Consider the following 19,695-nt stretch of genomic DNA (forward strand, 5'->3'; position numbering starts at 1 on the left):
GTTTGACCCTGCGTCAAGCCTTGCATAGGGTCATGGCGCCGACATTCACGCTAGGACCGGATGGGACCCTTGACCATGATTGCACGACCGACACTGGCCCTTGCTGCCTTGCTTGCAATGACGACCGCAGCCGCCGCGCAGGGGCAGGACGACTGCAAGGTCTCGGAGTTCACCATGGGCCTTCGCTATCAACAGCAATCGGCCGAGGTGCGCGCCCTGCAGATGCAGGCCTACAACATCGCCACGATGCGCCTGGATGCCGCCGTCGAGGGCGCCGAGGACCCGTCCAAGCTGGCCGTCGTCACCGATCTGGACGAAACCGTCATCGACAATTCGGCCCTGCTGGCGCGCGATCTGGCCGATTGCCACATGTATGACGCATGGGACACCTGGCTGCCTTGGGAACGCGACGGCATGCCCACGCTGATCCCCGGCGCGATGGAGTTCCTGACCCATGCCGACGATCTGGGCGTGTCCATCCGCTATGTCTCGGACCGTTCGGACGCGCAGAAGGTCGACACGATGGCCACCCTCACCGCCCTTGGCCTGCCGCAGGTCAGCGAGGCATCGGTCCTGCTGCTGGGCCCGCCCAAGGTCGAACGCCGCCAGATCGTCAGCAAGGATCACCAGATCGTCCTGCTGCTGGGCGACACGCTGCATGATTTCGACGGCGGCTTCCGCAAGACCCCGCTGGAGGATCAGCGCAATCTGGTCACCGAACAGGGCGACAAATGGGGCGCCGAATGGATCGTCTTCCCCAACGCCGGCTATGGCACCTGGTCCGAGGCACCCTTGACCGAATGGACCGCCGACCCCGTCATCGAGCCTTGGGAATGACATGACCCGCCAGCCCCACGACCACGCCATCGCCGTCCGCTATCAACAGGCCTCGGCCGAGATCCGCGCCCTGCAACGCCAGTGCTATGCGCTGGCCACGCTGCGGCTGCGCGATGCGGTCGATGCGGCGGGCGGCGGCAAGGGGCTGGCGATCCTCAGCGACATCGACGAGACGATCCTGGACAACAGCGCCGTCATGGCGCTGGCCATGCATCACGACGGCATGTTCGAAAGCCTGGACACATGGAAGCTGTGGGAACGCGAAGGCGACCCGCATCTGATCCCCGGCGCGGCAGCCTTCTTCGATCTGGCCGATCGGTTGGGCGTCACGATCTTCTACGTCTCGGACCGCTTCGACGAGAACAAGCTGGCCACCATCGCCACGCTGTCCCATCTGGGCCTGCCGCAGGTCCATGCCGATCAGGTGCTGCTGTTCGGCCCGCCCAAGGCCGAACGCCGGGCCGCGGTCGAACGCGACCACCGGATCATTCTGCAACTGGGCGACACGCTGCACGACTTTCACGGCGCCTTCGCGGGGGCGGCGCTGGACGATCAGCACCGGCTGACCGAGGATCATGCCGACCGCTTCGGGCAGGATTGGATCGTCTTTCCCAATGCCGCGCATGGCACCTGGATGAAGGCCGACCTGCGCCCGTGGCAGACCCCCCACATGCCCGGCTGAACCGCACCCCCGATATGGTATCGCGCGGGTCTTTCATGCTAACGCAGGCGGCGGGTGCGGCGCTTGCGCATGGCACCCCCGTGATGCGCAATATTGGGGACTGAATGATGATACTTCTTGTCGGCGCCGGATTGTCGGGTGCAGTGATCGGCCGCCAGCTGGCCGAGGCCGGGCATGACTGCCGCATCATCGATGCGCGTCCCCATATCGCCGGAAACTGCCACACCGAGCGTGATGCCGACAGCGGCGTCATGATGCATGTCTATGGCCCGCATATCTTCCACACCGATGATCAGCAGGTCTGGGATTACGTCAACGGCTTCGCGACCTTCATGCCCTTCCAGAACCGCGTCAAGACGACGACGCAGGGCGCGGTCTATTCGCTGCCGATCAACCTGTTGACGATCAACCAGTTCTTCGGCCAGACCCTGCGCCCCGACGAGGCCCGCGCCTTCGTCGAGGCCAAGGCCGACACATCGATCACCGACCCACAGACCTTCGAGGAACAGGCCCTGCGCTTCGTCGGCCCCGAGATGTATCGCGCTTTCTTCAAGGGCTATACCGAGAAGCAGTGGGGCTGTTCGCCGACCGAACTGCCCGCCTCGATCCTCAAGCGCCTGCCGGTGCGCTTCAACTATGACGACAACTATTTCTTCCACCGTTTCCAAGGCATGCCGAAGGACGGCTATACCGCCATGGTTCAGGCGATCCTGGATCACCCGCGCATTTCGGTCGAACTGAACACCCCCTATACACCCGAGATGGCCGAGGACGCCGATCACGTCTTCTGGTCAGGCTCGCTGGACGGGTATTTCGACTATTGCTTGGGTCGCTTGGGCTATCGCACGCTGGACTTCGAACGCTTCGATTACCAGGGCGACTATCAGGGCTGCGCGGTGATGAACTATGGCGACCCCGAGGTCCCCTATACCCGCATCACCGAACACAAGCACTTCAGCCCCTGGGAAGCCCACGAAGGCAGCGTCTGCTATCGCGAATTCTCGCGCCTGGCAGAGCCGGGCGACACGCCCTATTATCCGATCCGGCTCGTGCAGGAAAAGGCGCTGCTGGCCGATTACGTGCAGATGGCCCGCAACACGGCCGGCGTCACCTTCGTCGGACGGCTTGGCACCTATCGCTATCTGGACATGGACGTCACCATCCGCGAAGCGCTGGACACCGCCCGCAGTTTCCTGACGCGAACGGCCGAGGGACAACCGATGCCCGCCTTCGTCGCCGATCCCAGCTGAAACAGGTGGGTTACCGCGTCGTAAAGGCGCGGTAGCCCGTGCTCTCTGTGGACCTACCTATCGCTAAGATAGGTGATCAATTCCTGCATGAAGGGCGCCACAAGACGCTGCATCACCAGTTCCGGATCCTCCGGTAGGGCAGGCGTTTTTACCGCCAGCGAGGGATCGGGCAGAGGATCGAAGAACAGCTGGTCACGCCCGAAGAATTTTCTGGCGACCTTGCGATTGCCCTCGGCGTATTGATCCATGATTCGGTTTCTCTCCTGCCATGGAATCATCAGCGTGGTGGCGTCCTGCTGCCTGATCCGGCGGTCCACCCCCTCGGCCATCTCGATAAGCTTCAGGCGAACCTTCATGGGCGCATCGATGAACGGCAGATGCCGGACGAACTCCGATGTTTCCGGCGTCAGGCTGATGTTTTCGCCGCCTGCCTTCTTCAATCCCTTGAACCTCGAATATCCCACGGCCTTGCAGAAGGCGGCAATGGGTCCATCCGGCATCTGTCCCCGTTCGAAAACATAAGGAATGACGCTGCCTTCTCCGAAGACCTCTTCAAGATGCCCAATGTAGCGATCATAGTCTATCCAGTGGAAGATGTCCCTATTGGCCATAAATTCCGGCCAGGACCGGTGGCACAGCTCACGGTCCCACTGGCCCTTTACGTTCTGCGCCCACCAGCTTTCCAGCCACAGATCCTGTCGGCGCAAGCCGATGACGACCTTGACGTCGAAATGGTCGCAGAAACCGGCAAGAACACCAAGGTCCGGACGCTTGCTGACTGCTTCATCACTGAGTATCAGGCTGTGGATATCATGCTTCTGGGCGTCGGCCCGCGCCTGCAACATCCGCCCCACGCGATCGACATTCTTCCGGCCGGCAAATATTTCGTTGAACAACCCTATGTGGCGTTGCACGCCCAGAGGATAAAGAAATCCGCCGGACCGCATCTTGTCGCGGTTGGCAAAGAGAGTCGCCTGGATCGCCGTTGTCGCAGTCCGGTGAACGCCGAAGTGCAGATATAAAGTCCTGCGCGATCTGGTTTTCCCGGGCATTCGTTCAACCCAACTTTACGAGGCTGTTCGCCTTCAACAATACTTCGAACGTGTTGATGGTTTTTGCCTGCTCGAACACCTTCGCATCATCAGCAATATCTTCGAACAGGTTTTTAAGCCCTGTCGCACTGGGATGCGCGGCTGATATCGCGCTGTTCATCGCACGGTAACGCTCCATGATCTGCAGACGTGTCTGAAAATCCAGCAGACGCATGCGCGTTTTCCCTCGAGCCTTTGCCGCAGCCTTGTCCAGGCGGATCACATGATTGGTCAACTGCATATGCTGTGCTGCCGTCATCGGCAGGGTATTGCACTGACGCATGAATTCCAGGGCTTCCATATGGAGGTTGGTCTTCTGGTCTATCACCGGTCCCGAGGGAGCTTCGAAGCCTTCTGCCGACCCGATCCCAAGCACGTTCAGGAAATCGGCACCGATATCACCGTCCTTCATGAACTTTTTGTCGAAGACCCGGACATGCATCTGTTCGCCCGCGGCCTGCCATTGCTTCAGCAGGCGCTGATAGTCGAGAAACGCCAGTTTGCTGGTTTCGAGGTATTCCGCAATCGTCTGCTTCAACCGCGGATGATAATCACGGATCTGCTGACCATAGAGCGATTCTATATAATCGTCCTGCCGACGCAGATAGATGATGGGGCGGATGGTAACATTCGGCAGGAACTGCTTGATCAACGAGGGGTCCTGCACCCACTCGAACTCTTCCGAACTGATGACGATATTTTCATATCGGACCTGCTCGATCTCTCGTTTGAACCGCTCCCATACAGGGATGCCATCCAGCTTGTCGTTGGGTGATTTGCGGTTGAAGATCGCCTGCCCCAAGCGATGCTGCGCCTGCGTCACACGTCCCGAATTCGGATAGTAGAACCCAAGGTCATTCAGATGGTCGCTGTTCTTGGCAAGATAATGCTGCAGCCATGTGGTTGCCGTCTTGTGAGTGCCCACATGAATATAAAGGTTCTGCATCGTCATTTACTTTCTTGTCCAAATTCCATTCGGATGATTGTGCAACTTATACCCGCTCGATGCGGGGTCGGAAGCTGAGGCCCTTCAGGATCGCGCCATAGATCTGGCGGCGGTGCGCCTTGGGGATGTTGGCGCCCTTCATCTGGCGGCGCACGCCATAGGCATAGGCCAGGACGTTGACCAGACCGCCCTCGCGGCGGCGGAAAGAGGTTTCGTTGCGGGCGCCGTATTTGAATTTCCACAGGCTCTTGTCGTCGATCATCCCGAAGTTGACGCCCCGGTTGTCGGGGGTGTCATGCATGACGACGCTTTCGGGAACGAAGATGCCCGGATAGCTGCGCGCGATGCGGCGGGTGTATTCGGCGTCATCGAACCAGATGAAGTAATCCGGGATCGGCAGCCCGTGTTCGCTGACCGCCCAACGCGGGATCAGCACCGACACGAAGGAGGCGCTGTCGACCAGCGGCCAGTTCTGCGCCGCCGTGACGAAGCGCGGCCAGTCCCAGACCGGGCGCGGGGTGTTCATCTCGCACAGGGAACCGTCGATCCATTCGACCCGCGAACAGGCGAAGCTGGGGCGCCAGGCGTGGTCTTCCTCGAAGGTGATGATGGCGTGCAGCAGCTTCTCGATGGCGGCGGGTTCGGGATAGGCATCGTCGTCCGAGATCCAGAAGTAATGCGCACCCATGCCATAAGCCGCCTTGAGGCCCGCGTGGAAACCACCCGCACCGCCCACGTTCTTGGGCAGGCGCAGATAGCGCAGGCTTTCATCCTCGCGCGCACGCGCCTCCATCAGGGTCTGCGTGTCGTCGGTCGAGGCGTTGTCCACGACCAGCACGATGTCGGGGCGGCGGGTCTGGGCGTTCAGCGCGTCCAGCACCTTCAGCAGCTTGGGCGACCGGTTGAAGGTGACGATGATCGCCGCGGTCTTGTTCAGGGCAGGCATGGCGGGCACCTATTCTTGGGTCGTATCGGCCGCATCGCGATAGATCGGCATCAGGATTTCTTGCGCGGTGGGATCGGCGGCGATGCGCGTCCAGGCGGCCTGCAGTTCGGCCTTCTGACGGTCGCAGAAGTCGCGATCCTTCCACAGGCGGTCCACGGCGGTGACGATGCCCTTGACGCAGGCCGCAGGCTCCAGCGGGACCAGCAGATCGGCGGGCACGATCTCGGATTGCGAGCCGACGTCGGTCGAGATGGGGATGCAGCCCTGCTCGATCGCCTCGTAGCAGACCAGCGCCAGGCCCTCGTTGTTCGAGGGCAGCAGCAGGATGTCGCTGTCGGCCATGATCTGCGGCACTGTCGATCCCGCGGGCAGCAGTTCGACCTTCGAGGTCAGGCCATGGCGTTTCAGCAGGGTCCGCACCGTGTTCAGGAAGGGGCCTTCGCCGATGATGCGACCGCGCAGCGTCACGCCGTTCGCCATCGCCCATTTGTCCAGCGCCCGCAGCGCCTCGACCACGACGACGGGGCGCTTCTGGTAATAGAGCCGGCCCACGAAGGTCACGCGCAGGTGGTCCTGCCCCGGCATCATGTTCATCGCGAGCAGTTCGCGGGCAGGCTCGGCGCGGTCCAGCATGCGGCCAAGCCGCAGCTTGCCGATGACCTGGAAGTTGTCGCGATAATAATCGACCAGCTCGCGGCTGATGACGTGGTGCATGTCGATGAATTCCGACCACACGCCCGAGGTCCGCGGATAGCCGCCATCGGCATATTCCACGATATGCGTGCTGTCGATCACCTTGATCCAAGGCATGGTCGCGCGGATCTGCGGCAGGGATTCGTAAAGCGGGATGCAATGGTGAATGTGGACAAGGCCGATGTTCTCATCCTCGATCAGCCGGGCGACGAAACGGGGCCATTTGTCATGCGGCAGATAGCGGTCCAGCCTCAGGAAGGTCACGTCGGGGCTGTCGGGCAGCTTGTCCTGCAGGCGCTGAAGCGCCGGAACGCTGGCCGCGACGAAGACGCGCAGCCCCGCCTCAATCGCCCAACGAATGGTGTCGAAGCCCAGCTTTTCCGCGCCGCCCACCTCAAGCCAATGCATGCCGATCAGGATGGCGGGCTTCTTGTCGCTGGCGGGGCGCGAGGGCACGGGCAGATGGTCCCAGCCCTGGCCGCGAAGGTTCAGGCGACCCGGCTTGCGCCGTTTCTTGCGCAGCATCTCGGCCTGGTAGCGGATCTTTTCGTATCCCAACGGCCAGACGCTGAACAGGCGCCGCAAGGGTCGCATGGGGACCCAGGGTGCGTCGGTCTGCTGCGCCTCGGCCGGGTTCGGGCGGCGCGGAATGGCCAGGGATATGGTGATCTGGGGGGCATCGGGATGCGTCCCGGGGCGCATCACCTGGCCCAGGTATTCCGGGCTGAGGTGCTGGGCGCGGAAGGTGAAGGCCCCTTCGGTGATCTCGGGTTTTCCGTGGATGGGATCCTTGCCTTGATAGAACAGGAACCGCAGCGACTGCGTGGGATAAAGCCGCGCATAGATCGCCATGGCTTCGGAGATCTCGTGGTCAATATACGCGCTTTCCGTGCCGAAAGCGGAAGGTGTCAGGCTGGTCATGCTGTCTCGGATCTCACTTCGGCTTTCGAATGCCACATCTGTGCAACGTGCGACAGATAGCAGGTCGCTGCGGGCGATGAAACTGTCTAGGCCCCCATGCCGCCTCCATGCCGCAAGCTTGCCCGGACGGGCGTGATCATGCTAACGCCTTTGGCAATTGGCCGGGCTTAAAGCAGGTTTCTGGCATCCCCAGCCGTGATCGAACATCCCATGCCGCAGACCCCGCCCACCATCGCCGCCGCCGTCGTGACCCATGACAGGCTGGACAAGCTGAGGACGACCATTGAACGGCTTTTGGCCGAACCCGTCAGCCATGTCGTGGTGGTGGACAACGCGTCAAGCGACGGGACGGCGGAATGGCTGGCGTCGCTTGATGACCCGCGCCTGCTGGTGCATCGCAGCGACAGCAACCTTGGCGGGGCGGGCGGCTTCTCCATCGCCATGCAGATCGCGCGCGATCGGACCGATGCCGATTGGATTGCGGTGATGGACGACGACGGCCGCCCCCGGCCGGGCGCCATGCAGGCATTCTCCCGCATGGACCTGTCGGCATGGGATGCCATCGGCGCGGCCGTCTTCCACCCCGACGGCACCATCTGCGAGATGAACCGCCCATATCGCAACCCGTTCTGGCACCTTGGACGCTTTTTGCGCACGCTGGCGCGGATGCCGCTTGGCAAGGGCCGCGAGGGGTTCCACCTGGGCGATGCCGACTATCGCGACGGCGGTCCGGTTCTGGCGGTGGACATGACCAGCTTTGTCGGACTGTTTCTGTCGCGCGATGCCCTGATGCGGGCCGGTCTGCCCGACCCGCGGTTGTTCATTTATGGCGACGACCAGCTTTATACGCTCCAGATGCGGCGCAAGGGGCTGCGGATCGGCTTTGCCCCTGAAGTCCGTTTCGAACATGACACCATGGCCCTGCAGGGCAAGACGGGGGTTGTGCTGCGGCCCTTGTGGAAGGTCTTCTACATGTATCGCAATGCGCTGATCGCCTATCGCGTGGCGGCGGGGCCGTGGTTCTGGCCGCTGGTGCCCGTGCTGCTGCGCAAATGGCGCCGCAAGGCGGCCGATTACGGCGATGATGCCGCGACCTTCCGGGCGATGCTGGATCTGGCGGTGCGCGACGGCCTGGCCCGCAGGCTGGACCGTCCGCACGCCGAGATCCTGCGCAGGTCAGGGTCCGACTGATCCGTCCTGTTCCAGATGCGCACCGATGGCGCGGCCAAGGGCGAAGGCGCGCTGTTCAAGGATGACGGGCGTTTCGCAGACATAGGTCAGCGATTTCTGCCGGTCGTCGAAGATGCGCATGTCCCAGTCCAAGGCCTCTTCCTCGGCGTCGATGGCGTCGAAATCGGGGGGCTGGGCGGTCTGCAGTTCGTCGAACCGGCTGCGGCGCGACTTGATCCGATCGGCCAAGGCAACCTGCGCGCGGCCATAGCGTGAAATGCCCGCGATCAGCGCACTGCGATCACGGTCGATGCGCGTGAAGATCGCCTGCATCAAGGCCGTCAGGCGGGCATCATCGGCCTCTGCCGCGAAATCATCGATCAGGGCGGTCGCCTTCTCCAGCGGCAGGCGGCGCTGTTCAAGACGTGCCGCCAGCTTGGCGATCTCGGGCGTCTTTGCCAGTTCGATCACCGGGTCGTCCGGCACGGGGCCTGTCCACAGCTGCCCCAATGACAGATGCGGCTGCTTGCGCTGGATGCAGGGCCAATCGGGGTCGTTGCCGGTCGCGGCAAGCGCAGGCGTGGTCGCCAGCAGCGCCAGCAGCAGGGGAATGCGGATCATGAGTGCCCTCCTTTCCGGCGGGCCCAGAGACCCTTTTGCGGATCATACATGAAGACCGCCGCGCCGAAGAACCCCGCCAAACATCCTAGAACCACCGCAAGCGAGGTCCAGTTGATCTGCAGATAGAGCGCGAAACGGATCAGCTCGACCGCGTGGGTGAAGGGGTTGAAGGCGCAGATGTCATGCAACAGCGGCGAGCTTTCGCGCATCCGCCACAGCGGATAGAGCGCGGATGAGGCGAAGAACATCGGGAAGATCACGAAGTTCATGACGCCCGCGAAATTCTCCAGCTGGCGGATGGCCGACGACAGGAACAGCCCCATCGCCCCCAGCATCAGCCCCGACAGGATCAGCGCCGGGATCACCGCGACATAGCCCCATGCGGGCGGGGTAATACCCCAGAACCATGCGATGGCCAGGAAGGTGAAGACCTGGATGATCGAGACGATCACCCCCGCCACCAGCTTGGATCCCAGCAGGAACCAGCGCGGGAAAGGGCTGACCAGCAGTGTGCGCATGGCCCCAGTTTCACGGTCATAGACCATCGACAGCGACGACTGCATGCCGTTGAACAGCTGGATCATCGCGACAAGGCCAGGGGTCACATAAACCTCGTAGAGGACATAGGTCTGGTATGGCGGCGTGATCGACAGGCCCAGCACGGCGCGGAAGCCTGCGGCGAAGATGAACAGCCAGACCAGGGGTCGCACCAATGCCGCCAGAAACCGTCCGCGCTGGTTGACGAAGCGCAGGGTTTCGCGGCGGCTGATGCCAAGGAATGCGGTCAGCCAGCCGGTCACGGCGCCACCCCCGTCATGTGCAGAAAGGCCTGTGTCAGCCCCTGCGATCCTGCGATGGCATCGGCCCTGCCCTGCCGCAGCACCTGACCGCGGTGCAGGACGACCAGATCGTCGTCGGGGGCGATCTCATCCATGATATGCGTGGCCCAGAGCGCCGAGACCCCGTCACGGGCGATCAGGCGGCGGGTCAGGGCCAGAACCTCGGCCCGGGATTTCACGTCCAGCCCCACGGTCGCCTCATCCAGCAGCAGCAGGTCGGGGCGATGGATCAGGGCGCGGGCGATCTCGGCCCGGCGGGACTGGCCACCGGACAGGGCCGTGACGCGAGCATCGGCCTTGTCGGCCAGATCGACCTGTTCCAGCACCTGCATGATGCGGGGGCGGGCGATGCGGCCCGGAATGCCGTGTAGGCTGGCGTGATAGATCAGGTTCTGGAGGATGGTCAGGTCCGCGTCCATGGCGCGGCTTTGAAAGACCACGCCAAGACGCGCCAGCGCCTGCGACGGGTTGCGTCGCAGGTCATGCCCGCCGACGCGGATCACGCCGGACCGGTTGTCGTAAAGCCGCGTGATCAGCGAAAACAGCGTCGTCTTGCCTGCCCCGTTCACGCCCAGCAGCGCCGTGAAGCCGCCGCGCGGGACGGTCAGCGACACATCCTGCAAGGCCTGAACGGCCCCGAAATTATGGCTGACATGGTCGATTTCCAGCGCGGCTGCGGTCATGCTTACTGGATGTTGAAGACGGCTTGCAGGCTGTCACCCGACGATCCCGGAACCGACAGTGTATAGCGTCCCGGCAGCACCGCCACGAAGCTGAGGACCGCCGTTCCGTCGCTGTCGAATTCGATGCTATGCACGCCCATCGGCCGGATCTCGGTGTCGCCGATGACGATCTCATTGATCCAGATCGCGCGGAAGAAGTCGCCGCCCGACAGGGCCAGTTCCTGGCTGCCGTCGGCCACGATCCTGATGCGATAGTAGCCGCCCGACTTGATGGTGTATTCGCCGCCCGCGACGGGCTGGCCGGATGCCAGTGTCAGGGGCGCCAGATCGGTGCGGTTTTCCCGCGCCAGCAGACCCGAGAAGCCGTAATCAAACATGCCGGTCGCGTCATAGGTCCCCTCGGACGGCGCCTCTTCCTCGTCGTCGTCGTCATCATCATCCGCTTCGACGGCCTCGCCCGATTGGGTGCCTGCCTCGGCGGGTTCGCCCACTACGGCATCGCCGCCGGGAACCTGCTCGGCAGAGGCGTCGGGGGTCGCGGCATCCTGGGCGGTGGCGGGCACCGCCAGGATCAGTGCCAGGGCGGCGCCGGACATCAGCTTCGTCAGCGTGGTCATGGAATATCTCCTCCTCAGGATATGCAGGGATGCCGGATCAGTCCGGGGCGACGACGACACCCCAGGGCTGCTGCCCCACGGGAACCGAGCGGACGACCTCGTTGGCGGCCACGTCGATGATCGACACGTCGTTGGAATTGCCGTTGGTGGTATAGAGGTATTTCTCGTCCGGGCTGAAAGCCAGCTGCCAGACGCGCTGTCCGACCAGCAGGTAATCGGTCACTTCGTCGGTGGCCGCGTCGATCACCGCGACCCGATTGGCCGGCCCCAAGGCCACGAACAGCTTGGAACCATCGGATGTCACACGCGCGCCGACCGGCTGGATCGCCTCGGGCAGGACGCCGTTGATGTCAAAGGTGATCTTCTTGGTGATCTGCTGCGTGGAGGGGTCGATGACACTGACCGTGCCGCCGATTTCCGAGGTCACGTAAAGCTTGCTGCCATCGGCGGTGTATTGGGCAAAGCGCGGACGGCTGTCGACCAGCACGTTGGCGGTGATCTTATAGGTTTCGGTGTCGATGAAATGCGCCATGTTGGTGGTTTCGGAGGTGTTGATCACGACGCTGCCGTCGGGGCTGACGCCCATGCCTTCGGGTTCGACGCCCACGGGAATCTCGGCCAGCATCTGGTGGGTCTTGGTATCGACCACGGTGACGATGTTGTCGTCCTCGTTGGCGATGAACAGCGGATTTCCCGACGGGTGCAGCACGAAGAGTTCGGGGTCCGGGCCGGACGGCAGGGTGTGCAATTCCTCCATCGTCTGCGGGTCGAAGACGCGGACCAGGTCGTCGTCGGATGCGCAGACGTAAAGCTCGGTCCCGTCCGGGCTGATGGTGATGCCGCGCGGGCGGTTTCCGGCAGGATAGGTGCCGATCACCTCGAAGCTTTCGCCATCCAGCACGGTGATGTCGTTGCTGCGTTCATTGGTGACGAAGACGCGGTTGGCAAGCGCGGGCTGGGCCGCGCAGATCAGCGCCGCGGTGGCAAGCAGATGTTTCATGACGGGTCCCCAAGGCGACATTCGGTTTCGGCACGGTCCACGCCCAGCGTGTCCAGCTGGCTGGTCTGATGCAGATATTGTTCCTGCGGGCTGACCGAGGTGGTCAAATCGCCCGTCGTCAGCAGGATCGGCTGGCGCACCTGGTGGTCCCAGTCGCGCACCGTCAGCGCCTGACCCTTGAAGCCCGCCACGTCGAATTCGGGCGACAGGATGAAATCGCGCAGGGTGTCGGGATCGCCGGAATTGGTGCGGGTCGCGGCCTCGCCGATGATGCGCAGGGACAGCCAGGCCTGGTAGTCGGCCTCGCGCATGCGGCGGTTGGCCAGGGCCTCGAAGCGGTTCTGGAACTGGGTCGCGCCCCAAGCCTCCATCGCGGGATGCCAGCTGCGGGAGACCAGCCCCGCCGAGCCCGCCACCGGGCGTGGATCCCAGGTCAGATAGGGCAGATAGACGGCAAAGACATCGGCCTCATCGGCGGTGATGACGATATCGTGGTCCTCGGCGCGTTGGGTGAAGACCGGCATCTGCGCCTGGACCTGCACGTGGCCACTGTCGGTGCGCCGTGCGCCGCCGGTATCCTCGAACTCGCGCTCCTCGACGATATCGGCGCCGAACTTGGCGGCAGAGCGGCGATAGGCCTCGGCCATGGCTTGATCCTGCGGATGGCTGCCGTGGATCAGCATCCATCGCGGCCAGTTCTTCCACATCAGGAATTGCGTCAAGGCATCGGCCAGCATGGCGCGGCTTGGCGCGACATGGATGGTGTTCATCCGGCAATCGGCCCCGCGCAGGTTGTCGCCTCGCGCCATCGCGTTGATCACCATGGCGCGGTCGCCCACCTGATCGGCCAGTGCCAGCGTGACGTCGTCGTCAGCCATGACCACGATGAAGCGGATGTCCTGATCCAGCAGGTCGCGCATGCTGTCGGCCGCCGTGTCGGGCGTGGCGGCCACCGTCACGGTCTGGAAGTCCTGCCCCATGAAACGGCCGGTCGTGTCATTGTCGTCGGTGGCCAATTGCGCGCCTGCAAAGCCCAGATCATCGGGCGGCAGCTCCAACCGCGATATCGGCGGCAGGCCGGGGTCGTCGACGCGCAGAACCGCGGCGCGGATGACCACTGGTTCCGGTGACTGGCCGTGAACGGGCTGGGCCAGTGCCATGGCACCAGCCAAAAGCCCCATGATTCCCTTGAACATTCCTCGTCTCCCTGTCGGTCATGGTGCGGGTCTGGGGGGTCTGCGGCAAGCCGGTTATTGTTCCCGCCCGTATCGGGAAGTTTTCCCTGCACCCTTGGTCTGAGGACCTCAGGCTTTTGTCTTATGGACGGCCCGCCCCGGCCGGGTTCAAGCTCTGGCCATGACCATAGCGCTTCATATCCGGGCATTGGCCCTTGCTGCGGCATCGCTGCTGATGTCGGTCGGCGCCGTGGCGGCGCAGGATCTGACGCCGGGGACGGCCACCTGGTTCGGCATCCATTACATCGACAGCTCGACCGAGGGCGACATCAACGGCGTGCGTCAGGATGAAACCGACCGCATCGCCATGACCGAGGATTACGTCGCAGACCTGCTGACCGAACGCGGCTTCACCCTGACCGAACCCGACCCCGAAGCAACGGCCCGCATCCTGAACCCCGCCCATTCCAACGGCGCGGACACGCGGATCGCCGCGGAAATGGGGTTGCGCTATGCCATCATGGGCGAGGTGCAGAAGACCTCGAACCTGATCCAATCGGTGAACCTGCGCATCCGCGATGCCGACACGGGCGAAACCCTGCGGGCGGGGGCGGTCGATATCCGCGGCAACACCGACGACGCCTTTCGTCGCGGCTATCGCTACCTTTTGAAGAACGTCATTTTCCGGGAGGATAAGAAGGAATGAGGAAGACCCAGCTTGTTGCAGCGACGCTTGGCGCGGTGATGGCCGTGACAGGGGTGGCATCCGCGCATGGCCCGTCCCGGCTGAAGACCGAACAGAGCGTGGTTCTGGACGCCACCCCCGCCGAGGTCTGGGAGGTCATCGGGCATTTCGACGACATGAGCTGGCATCCGGTGGTGGCCTCGACCGCGATGACGCCCGAAGGCGCACCCGCCGATGTGCCCGACGAATCGACCCGCGTGCTGACCCTGGCCGCCGATGGCGATCCCACCATCACCGAACAGCTGATGGCTATCGACGATGCCAAGATGAGCTACAAGTACATGATCACCGAGGTCGATACCGCTGTCCTGCCGGTCACCAATTATTCCTCGACCCTGATGGTCAAGGACAAGGACGGCCATGCCGAGGTGACCTGGAAGGGTGGCTTCTATCGCGGCTTTCCGAACAACGATCCCCCGGCCGAGCTGAACGACGATGCCGCCATTGCCGGGGTCGACGGGGTCTACAAGGCCGGGTTGGACGCGCTGGCCGAACGGTTCGGCATGGTCGAGTGAAGCCCGCGCTGCTGCTGGCGCTGCTTGCATCCCCGGTCATGGCCGGGGACCTTGCGTTCGTGACCTCGCAGAACGGCAATGCGCTGTCGGTGGTGGATCTGGGTGACGGGCAGGTCACGGCGCAGGTCGAGATTCCCGGTGCCCCTGCCCCCGTCGCCTATGATGCCGAACGCGGTCGGGTCCATGTCATCGCTGCCAATACCGGGCGCCTGCATGTTCTGGACAAGACCCTGGCCCCGCTTCGGCAGCTCGATCTGGGCGAGGGTGCCTTCGGCATCGCCACGGGCCCCGATGGCGCCCTGTTCGTGACCGATTGGTTCGGCGCCCGATTGACGCGGCTGGACCGCGATCTGGTGCCCGTCTGGCAATCGGCGACCGGCGCGGCCCCTGCCGGTGTCTCGGTCAGTGCCGACGGCAAGCTGGTCGCCACCGCCGATCGCGATGCCGATGCGGTCAGCATCTTTGCCGCGGGTGACGGCAGCCTGCTGCATCAGGTCAAGACGGCTGGTGCGCATTCCTTTGGCATAACTTTCCACGACGGCCTTTTCTGGACGGCGGATGTGATGGGGGACAGCGTCTCGGTGATCGATCCTGCGGCAGGGCGACTGGTGGGGCAGATCCCGACCGGCAGCCATCCCTATGCCCTGGCCTTCGCCAAGGGGCGCGGCTTCGTGACCAACCAGTATGACGGCACCGTCACCGTCTTCGATGCCGCCAGCCATGCCGTCCAAGGCACCATCACCGTTGGCGATTACCCCGAGGGCATATCCACCCTGCCGGACGGCAGCGGGGTCGCCGTCGCGAATTGGGACAGCGACACGCTGAGCATCATCGATGCCACCGATCTGACCGTGACCATGACGGTCGATCTGCCGTCCGGGCCACGCGCCTTCGGGGTCTTCACGGGTCCGCCGTGACCAGCGAGGCACCACCCTCGGCCAGCCAATCGTCCGTGCCGCCGGGGAACCAGTGGATACCCGAGAACCCCCATTCGACGGCGCGACGGGCGGCATTCCAGCTCATCCAGCAGTCGGCGCGGCAGAAGATCACCAGCGGGCGGTCGTCCTGACCCTTGGCGGCGGTCAAACCGTCGCGCAGGCGAGCCTCTTCTTCCGGCGACAGTGCCTGATATCCTGTGTTCCACAGCCAGATCGCGCCGGGGATGGTCTGATGCGACGGTTCGCGCCAGATCGTGCCCTCGGGCAGCCCCTCGGGGCGCAGGGTGCGGGGGAAGACGTCGACGAAGACCGCCTGCCCCGCATCATGCAGATCAAGCGCCTGCGCGCCACCTATGACCTGCGCGCCCTGCAGGGTCGCCGGAACCGGCGCGCGATAGGGTTCGCCGCGATAGCCGTCGGGTTCCGGAATGCTTTGGGCCGCAGCTGGCAGGGCCAGCAGCACCGCCAGCACCGCCGCCCGGATCACGGCATCACCTGCTTGCCGTAATCATCGACCAACGGCACGCCGGCATCGTGCAGTATCTGGTTGATGCCGTCCTGATTGCGGCGGATCAGGCTGTTCAGCTGACGCTTCCATTCCTGTTCGCCAAGGCGGACGCCAATGGTGATGCGATAGAACAGCTTCGGGTTGCCCTCTTCATGCAGCAGAGGGGTGAACTGCAGGTCCGGATCATCCTTGACCAAGGGTCCGGCCAACGGCCCCCACATGACGGCGATGTCCAGATCGCCTGCACGGATGCTGTCCAGCATCTCGCCCGTGGGGTCCTTGACCCGCCGATCGACGAAGAGATCGGCACCCCGCATGTTCGCCGCCAGACCGTTGCGCGCCAGATGGGTTGCGGGCGGCGTGCCCGCGACGACGCCGATGTCGGCCTTCTTCAGCAGCGGATCGGACAGGCGGTCCACCTGCGCCAGATCGCCGTCGCGCCGCGTCACCAGGCCATAGACCGAGGTATAGTAATGGTTGGTGTTCTGCACCATCTCATCACCTTGGGCATAGCCCATGACCACGTCGCAGGTTCCCGCACGCAGCGTCTTGGTGATGAAGCCCATGCCCGACGGGAACCAGGCATAGGTCACAGGCATATCCAACAGCTGCCCGAAGTAATTGGCCAGCTTGTTTTCGAATCCCGTCCCGTCACGCGTCGTGACGGGGACATTCGCCGGATCGGCACAAACCCGGAACTGGGTCGTCGATCTTATGTCGGCAACCTGCGCCGAGGCCGTTCCCGCCATGACGACGATCGCCAGCATCAACCCGTGACGAAGAATGCGCATCACATCTCCATGCAGGAATCTTCAAGCGCGCTGTATTCCTCGGGCTTGTCGGCACGTTCGGCAGGGCGACCGCGACCGATGGTTTCGGTGCCATGGGCAACCAGATAGGTGTAGATATCGTCGATGTAGCACCAGACGTTCCTGTTGGTGGCGAATGCCGGCATGACCGAATTGGTGCCTTGGCGACCAGATGCGACGACCTCCATGAAGTCGTAGTAATCCATGCGCAGCACCGATTCCTTCAGCGCCGGGGCATAGGTCGAGCCCTCGCCATCAGGACCGTGGCAGACGTGGCATTCGGCGTGATAGCGGCGGAAGCCGTTGAAGGTGGCAAAATCAACGACGCCGTCCTCGACCTTGAAGGTGGGGATGCCTTCGTCGTTGCGCCAGCGCCCGTCCATCATCTCGACGGCATGGGTGCTCTGACCATTGGGAAGGACCTGATCGCCGCCCGCGTCTTCCGCCTGTTGCGTATCCAGGGCGGCTTCAGGGGTCGCGGCTTCGCTATTGCCCGAAACGGCCGCCGCCGCGCCTGCGCCTGCTTCGGCGGCCGGTGGTGTCGTATCGGTCTGCGCCATGGCCGTGGTGGCCAGCGAGGCACCAAGAACCAGCGCCGTCAGGCTGGTGGTGGCTTTCATCATGGGTCTCCTCCCGTTGATCGGACTGCCTGCTCTCCTCGGACAGAACCGCCCCGAGCTTAACCTCGGGGCGGCTCCTTCACAGTTCAACTTTCACTTTGCGGAACGAAAGTATTAGCCGTTGGTGGCACCTTCTGCCGGTGCTTCGCCTTCGGTCGGCTGTTCCATCGAGGCGGGCTCGGCTTCGGGCATGTTGCCGTCGCCCGGCAGTTCGAAGACCGTCAGCTGGCCGCCCAGTTCGGTATAGTCGCTGAGCGCGGCATAGCCGCCCACGGCACCCAGACCGTCGTTGGGGTTGGTCAGACCGGCCGCCAGGCCGATGCCAGCCCAGCCACCCACGCCCGACAGGACGGCGATATACTGCTTGCCGTCATGCACGTAGGTCATGGTGTTGCCGATGATGCCCGAGGGGGTCTTGAAGCTGTAAAGCTCTTCGCCCGTCTCGGCATCGACGGCCTTCAGATAGCCTTCAAGCGTGCCATAGAAGACCACGTCGCCTGCCGTCGACAGGGCGCCGGACCAGACCGAGAACTGTTCGGGCAGCGACCATTTGATCTCACCCTTGGTGGCGTCCCAGGCGATGAAGTTGCCCATGCCGCCGTGGCTGTCGGGCGCCGGGAACATCGACAGCGTCGCGCCGACATAGGGCTGACCCGCGGTATAGGCGACGCGGAAAGGCTCGTAATCCATGCAGACGTGGTTCGTAGGCACGTAGAACAGGCCGGTCTTGGGCGAATAGGACGCCGGTTGCTGGTCCTTGGACCCCAGTGCCGCCGGGCAGACGCCGGTGGTGTTGGTGTCCTCGCCGTTCTGCGAGGTGGAATATTCCGCGACCACCTGCGGGCGGCCGTATTGGTCGGAGTCCTTGTCCATCACGACCTCGGTCGCCCAGTTGACGGCGGGGTCGTATTTCTCGGCGACCAGCAGTTCGCCCGTCTCGCGGTCCAGCGTATAGCCGAAGCCGTTGCGGTCGAAGTTCACCAGCAGCTTGCGCATCTCTCCGTCGATTTCCTGATCGACGAGGATGTTCTCGTTCACGCCGTCATAGTCCCATTCGTCATGCGGCGTCTTCTGATAGAACCACTTGGCCTCGCCGGTGTCGGCATCGCGGGCCATGATGGTCATCGACCACTTGTTGTCGCCCGGCCGCTGGCTGGGGTTCCAGGTCGAGGGGTTGCCGGTGCCGTAATAGACCAAGTTCAGGTCCGGGTCATAGCTGAACCAGCCCCAGGTCGTGCCGCCGCCGATCTTCCACTGATCGCCTTCCCAGCTGTTCAGCGAACTGTCCGCACCGATCGGCTTGCCCAGCGACATGGTCGTTTCGGGGTTCACGAGCATCTCTTCGTCGGGGCCGACCGAATAGGCCTTCCAGACCTCCGAGCCGTCCGCAAGGCTGTAGGCCGTCACGCGGCCACGCACGCCGTATTCACCGCCCGACACGCCGACGATGACCTTGTCACCCACGGGCAGCACGGTGGCGGTGTTGGTTTCGCCGATGGCGGGATCGCCGGTCTTGACCGACCACTTCTCCTCGCCGGTCATGGCGTCCAGCGCGACCAGCGTGGTGTCGGCCTGATGCGACAGGATCATCCCGTCGGCATAGGCGACACCGCGGTTCACGGTGTCGCAGCACATGACCGCGATGACTTCAGGGTCCTGCTGGGGCGTGTGGCGCCAGACGATCTTGCCGTTGTCGGACAGGTCCAGCGCGAAGATGTTGTTGGGGAAAGGCGTGTGGACATACATCATGTCGCCCACGACCAGCGGACCGCCTTCATGACCGCGCAGCACCCCCGTCGAGAAGGACCAAGCTACCCGCAGATCGCCGACGTTGTCGCGTGTGATCTGGTCAAGTTCGGAATAGCGCTGGTTGGCATAGTCACCGGTCTGGATGGCCCATTGCTCCGGCTTGGCCGTTTCGGTCAGAACGCTTTCGTTGGCATAGGCCGACGCGCCCGTCAGAAGCAGCGCGATTGCCGCGCTGTTCAACAGATGTTTCATTGAAATGCTCCTCCGCTGGATTTTGCGCCGCGGTGTTTCCTCCTCCCACGGCTTTCCATGATCCAAGTGTTGGTTGCGCATTTCCTTG

General features: G+C 63.5%; 20 protein-coding genes and 1 pseudogene. 7 read left to right on the plus strand and 14 right to left on the minus strand.

Translation table 11 applies throughout. The features are described from left to right. The first annotated feature begins 117 nt into the window (after positions 1-117). The 3 genes from DDE75_RS02285 to glf all read left to right on the plus strand — a co-directional run bounded on the left by DDE75_RS02285 (position 118) and on the right by glf (position 2,769). A complete protein-coding gene (locus tag DDE75_RS02285) occupies positions 118-837 on the plus strand; it encodes a 5'-nucleotidase, lipoprotein e(P4) family (protein ID WP_245894585.1) in 720 nt (239 codons plus the stop codon). Position 838: 1 nt separating this feature from the next. Beyond that, positions 839-1,519 carry a 5'-nucleotidase, lipoprotein e(P4) family gene (locus tag DDE75_RS02290; RefSeq protein WP_108500745.1) on the plus strand — a complete coding sequence of 227 codons (681 nt, stop codon included), beginning with the start codon at positions 839-841 and terminating at the stop codon, positions 1,517-1,519. A 104-nt stretch (positions 1,520-1,623) separates the two neighbouring features. Continuing rightward, entirely contained in the window at positions 1,624-2,769 is a 1,146-nt protein-coding gene (glf, locus tag DDE75_RS02295; protein ID WP_108500746.1) for a UDP-galactopyranose mutase, read from the plus strand. A gap of 53 nt (positions 2,770-2,822) precedes the next feature. Here glf and DDE75_RS02300 read toward each other — a convergent pair whose 3' ends face one another. The 4 genes from DDE75_RS02300 to DDE75_RS02315 are packed head-to-tail and all read right to left on the minus strand — an operon-like array spanning position 2,823 to position 7,366. Further along, the gene (locus tag DDE75_RS02300) at positions 2,823-3,821 is read right to left on the minus strand and encodes a hypothetical protein (protein WP_162798874.1); all 999 of its coding nucleotides are present in this window, start codon (positions 3,819-3,821) and stop codon (positions 2,823-2,825) included. A gap of 4 nt (positions 3,822-3,825) precedes the next feature. Continuing rightward, positions 3,826-4,812 carry a hypothetical protein gene (locus DDE75_RS02305; protein ID WP_108500748.1) on the minus strand — a complete coding sequence of 329 codons (987 nt, stop codon included), beginning with the start codon at positions 4,810-4,812 and terminating at the stop codon, positions 3,826-3,828. A gap of 40 nt (positions 4,813-4,852) precedes the next feature. Next, positions 4,853-5,752, minus strand: a complete 900-nt coding sequence (locus tag DDE75_RS02310) for a glycosyltransferase family 2 protein (protein WP_108500749.1) — start codon at positions 5,750-5,752, stop codon at positions 4,853-4,855. Positions 5,753-5,761: 9 nt separating this feature from the next. Beyond that, positions 5,762-7,366, minus strand: coding sequence for a glycosyltransferase (locus DDE75_RS02315; protein WP_108500750.1), 1,605 nt, complete (start codon positions 7,364-7,366; stop codon positions 5,762-5,764). Between the two features lie 195 nt (positions 7,367-7,561). On the opposite strand from DDE75_RS02315, the gene DDE75_RS02320 reads away from it, so the two are divergent. Then, positions 7,562-8,557 carry a glycosyltransferase gene (locus tag DDE75_RS02320; RefSeq protein WP_245894586.1) on the plus strand — a complete coding sequence of 332 codons (996 nt, stop codon included), beginning with the start codon at positions 7,562-7,564 and terminating at the stop codon, positions 8,555-8,557. Here DDE75_RS02320 and DDE75_RS02325 read toward each other — a convergent pair. The 6 genes from DDE75_RS02325 to DDE75_RS02350 form a co-directional block, all read right to left on the minus strand. Next, entirely contained in the window at positions 8,543-9,157 is a 615-nt protein-coding gene (locus DDE75_RS02325) for a hypothetical protein (protein ID WP_108500751.1), read from the minus strand. The genes DDE75_RS02320 and DDE75_RS02325 overlap by 15 nt on opposite strands. Beyond that, on the minus strand, positions 9,154-9,957 hold the full coding sequence (locus DDE75_RS02330; protein ID WP_162798875.1) for an ABC transporter permease: 804 nt from the start codon (positions 9,955-9,957) through the stop codon (positions 9,154-9,156). Before DDE75_RS02330 ends, DDE75_RS02325 begins: the two co-directional genes overlap by 4 nt. After that, positions 9,954-10,679, minus strand: a complete 726-nt coding sequence (locus DDE75_RS02335) for an ABC transporter ATP-binding protein (RefSeq protein ID WP_108500753.1) — start codon at positions 10,677-10,679, stop codon at positions 9,954-9,956. The genes DDE75_RS02330 and DDE75_RS02335 overlap by 4 nt, the downstream gene beginning before the upstream one ends. A gap of 2 nt (positions 10,680-10,681) precedes the next feature. After that, positions 10,682-11,056, minus strand: a complete 375-nt coding sequence (locus DDE75_RS17830; RefSeq protein ID WP_418304168.1) for a cupredoxin domain-containing protein — start codon at positions 11,054-11,056, stop codon at positions 10,682-10,684. A 277-nt stretch (positions 11,057-11,333) separates the two neighbouring features. Then, a complete protein-coding gene (locus DDE75_RS02345) occupies positions 11,334-12,296 on the minus strand; it encodes a YVTN family beta-propeller repeat protein (RefSeq protein WP_108500754.1) in 963 nt (320 codons plus the stop codon). Further along, positions 12,293-13,492, minus strand: a complete 1,200-nt coding sequence (locus DDE75_RS02350; RefSeq protein ID WP_418304165.1) for an ABC transporter substrate-binding protein — start codon at positions 13,490-13,492, stop codon at positions 12,293-12,295. Before DDE75_RS02350 ends, DDE75_RS02345 begins: the two co-directional genes overlap by 4 nt. 160 nt (positions 13,493-13,652) lie before the next feature. Here DDE75_RS02350 and DDE75_RS02355 point away from each other — a divergent pair, with 160 nt between their 5' ends. Genes DDE75_RS02355 through DDE75_RS02365 form a run of 3 tightly spaced genes read left to right on the plus strand, consistent with a single transcriptional unit; the run spans position 13,653 to position 15,648 of the window. Then, positions 13,653-14,177, plus strand: coding sequence for a DUF3280 domain-containing protein (locus DDE75_RS02355; protein WP_108500755.1), 525 nt, complete (start codon positions 13,653-13,655; stop codon positions 14,175-14,177). Next, positions 14,174-14,731, plus strand: coding sequence for an SRPBCC family protein (locus tag DDE75_RS02360; RefSeq protein WP_108500756.1), 558 nt, complete (start codon positions 14,174-14,176; stop codon positions 14,729-14,731). Before DDE75_RS02355 ends, DDE75_RS02360 begins: the two co-directional genes overlap by 4 nt. After that, a complete protein-coding gene (locus DDE75_RS02365) occupies positions 14,728-15,648 on the plus strand; it encodes a YncE family protein (RefSeq protein ID WP_108500757.1) in 921 nt (306 codons plus the stop codon). The genes DDE75_RS02360 and DDE75_RS02365 overlap by 4 nt, the downstream gene beginning before the upstream one ends. Here the strand turns inward: DDE75_RS02365 and DDE75_RS02370 are convergent. The 4 genes and pseudogenes from DDE75_RS02370 to DDE75_RS02385 form a co-directional block, all read right to left on the minus strand. Continuing rightward, complete coding sequence (locus tag DDE75_RS02370; RefSeq protein WP_108500758.1) at positions 15,632-16,156, minus strand: PQQ-dependent catabolism-associated CXXCW motif protein; 525 nt, start codon at positions 16,154-16,156, stop codon at positions 15,632-15,634. The two genes, DDE75_RS02365 and DDE75_RS02370, sit on opposite strands and share 17 nt — an antisense overlap. After that, entirely contained in the window at positions 16,153-16,968 is an 816-nt protein-coding gene (locus tag DDE75_RS02375) for a quinoprotein dehydrogenase-associated putative ABC transporter substrate-binding protein (protein WP_108500759.1), read from the minus strand. Before DDE75_RS02375 ends, DDE75_RS02370 begins: the two co-directional genes overlap by 4 nt. Continuing rightward, entirely contained in the window at positions 16,968-17,609 is a 642-nt protein-coding gene (locus DDE75_RS02380) for a c-type cytochrome, methanol metabolism-related (RefSeq protein ID WP_418304166.1), read from the minus strand. The genes DDE75_RS02375 and DDE75_RS02380 overlap by 1 nt, the downstream gene beginning before the upstream one ends. A 201-nt stretch (positions 17,610-17,810) precedes the next feature. Next, a pseudogene (locus tag DDE75_RS02385) lies at positions 17,811-19,607 on the minus strand (methanol/ethanol family PQQ-dependent dehydrogenase); the annotation flags it as partial. Between the last annotated feature and the right edge of the window lie 88 nt (positions 19,608-19,695).

It is taken from the genome of Paracoccus indicus (assembly GCF_003056335.1).
GTDB classification, from domain to species: domain Bacteria; phylum Pseudomonadota; class Alphaproteobacteria; order Rhodobacterales; family Rhodobacteraceae; genus Paracoccus; species Paracoccus indicus.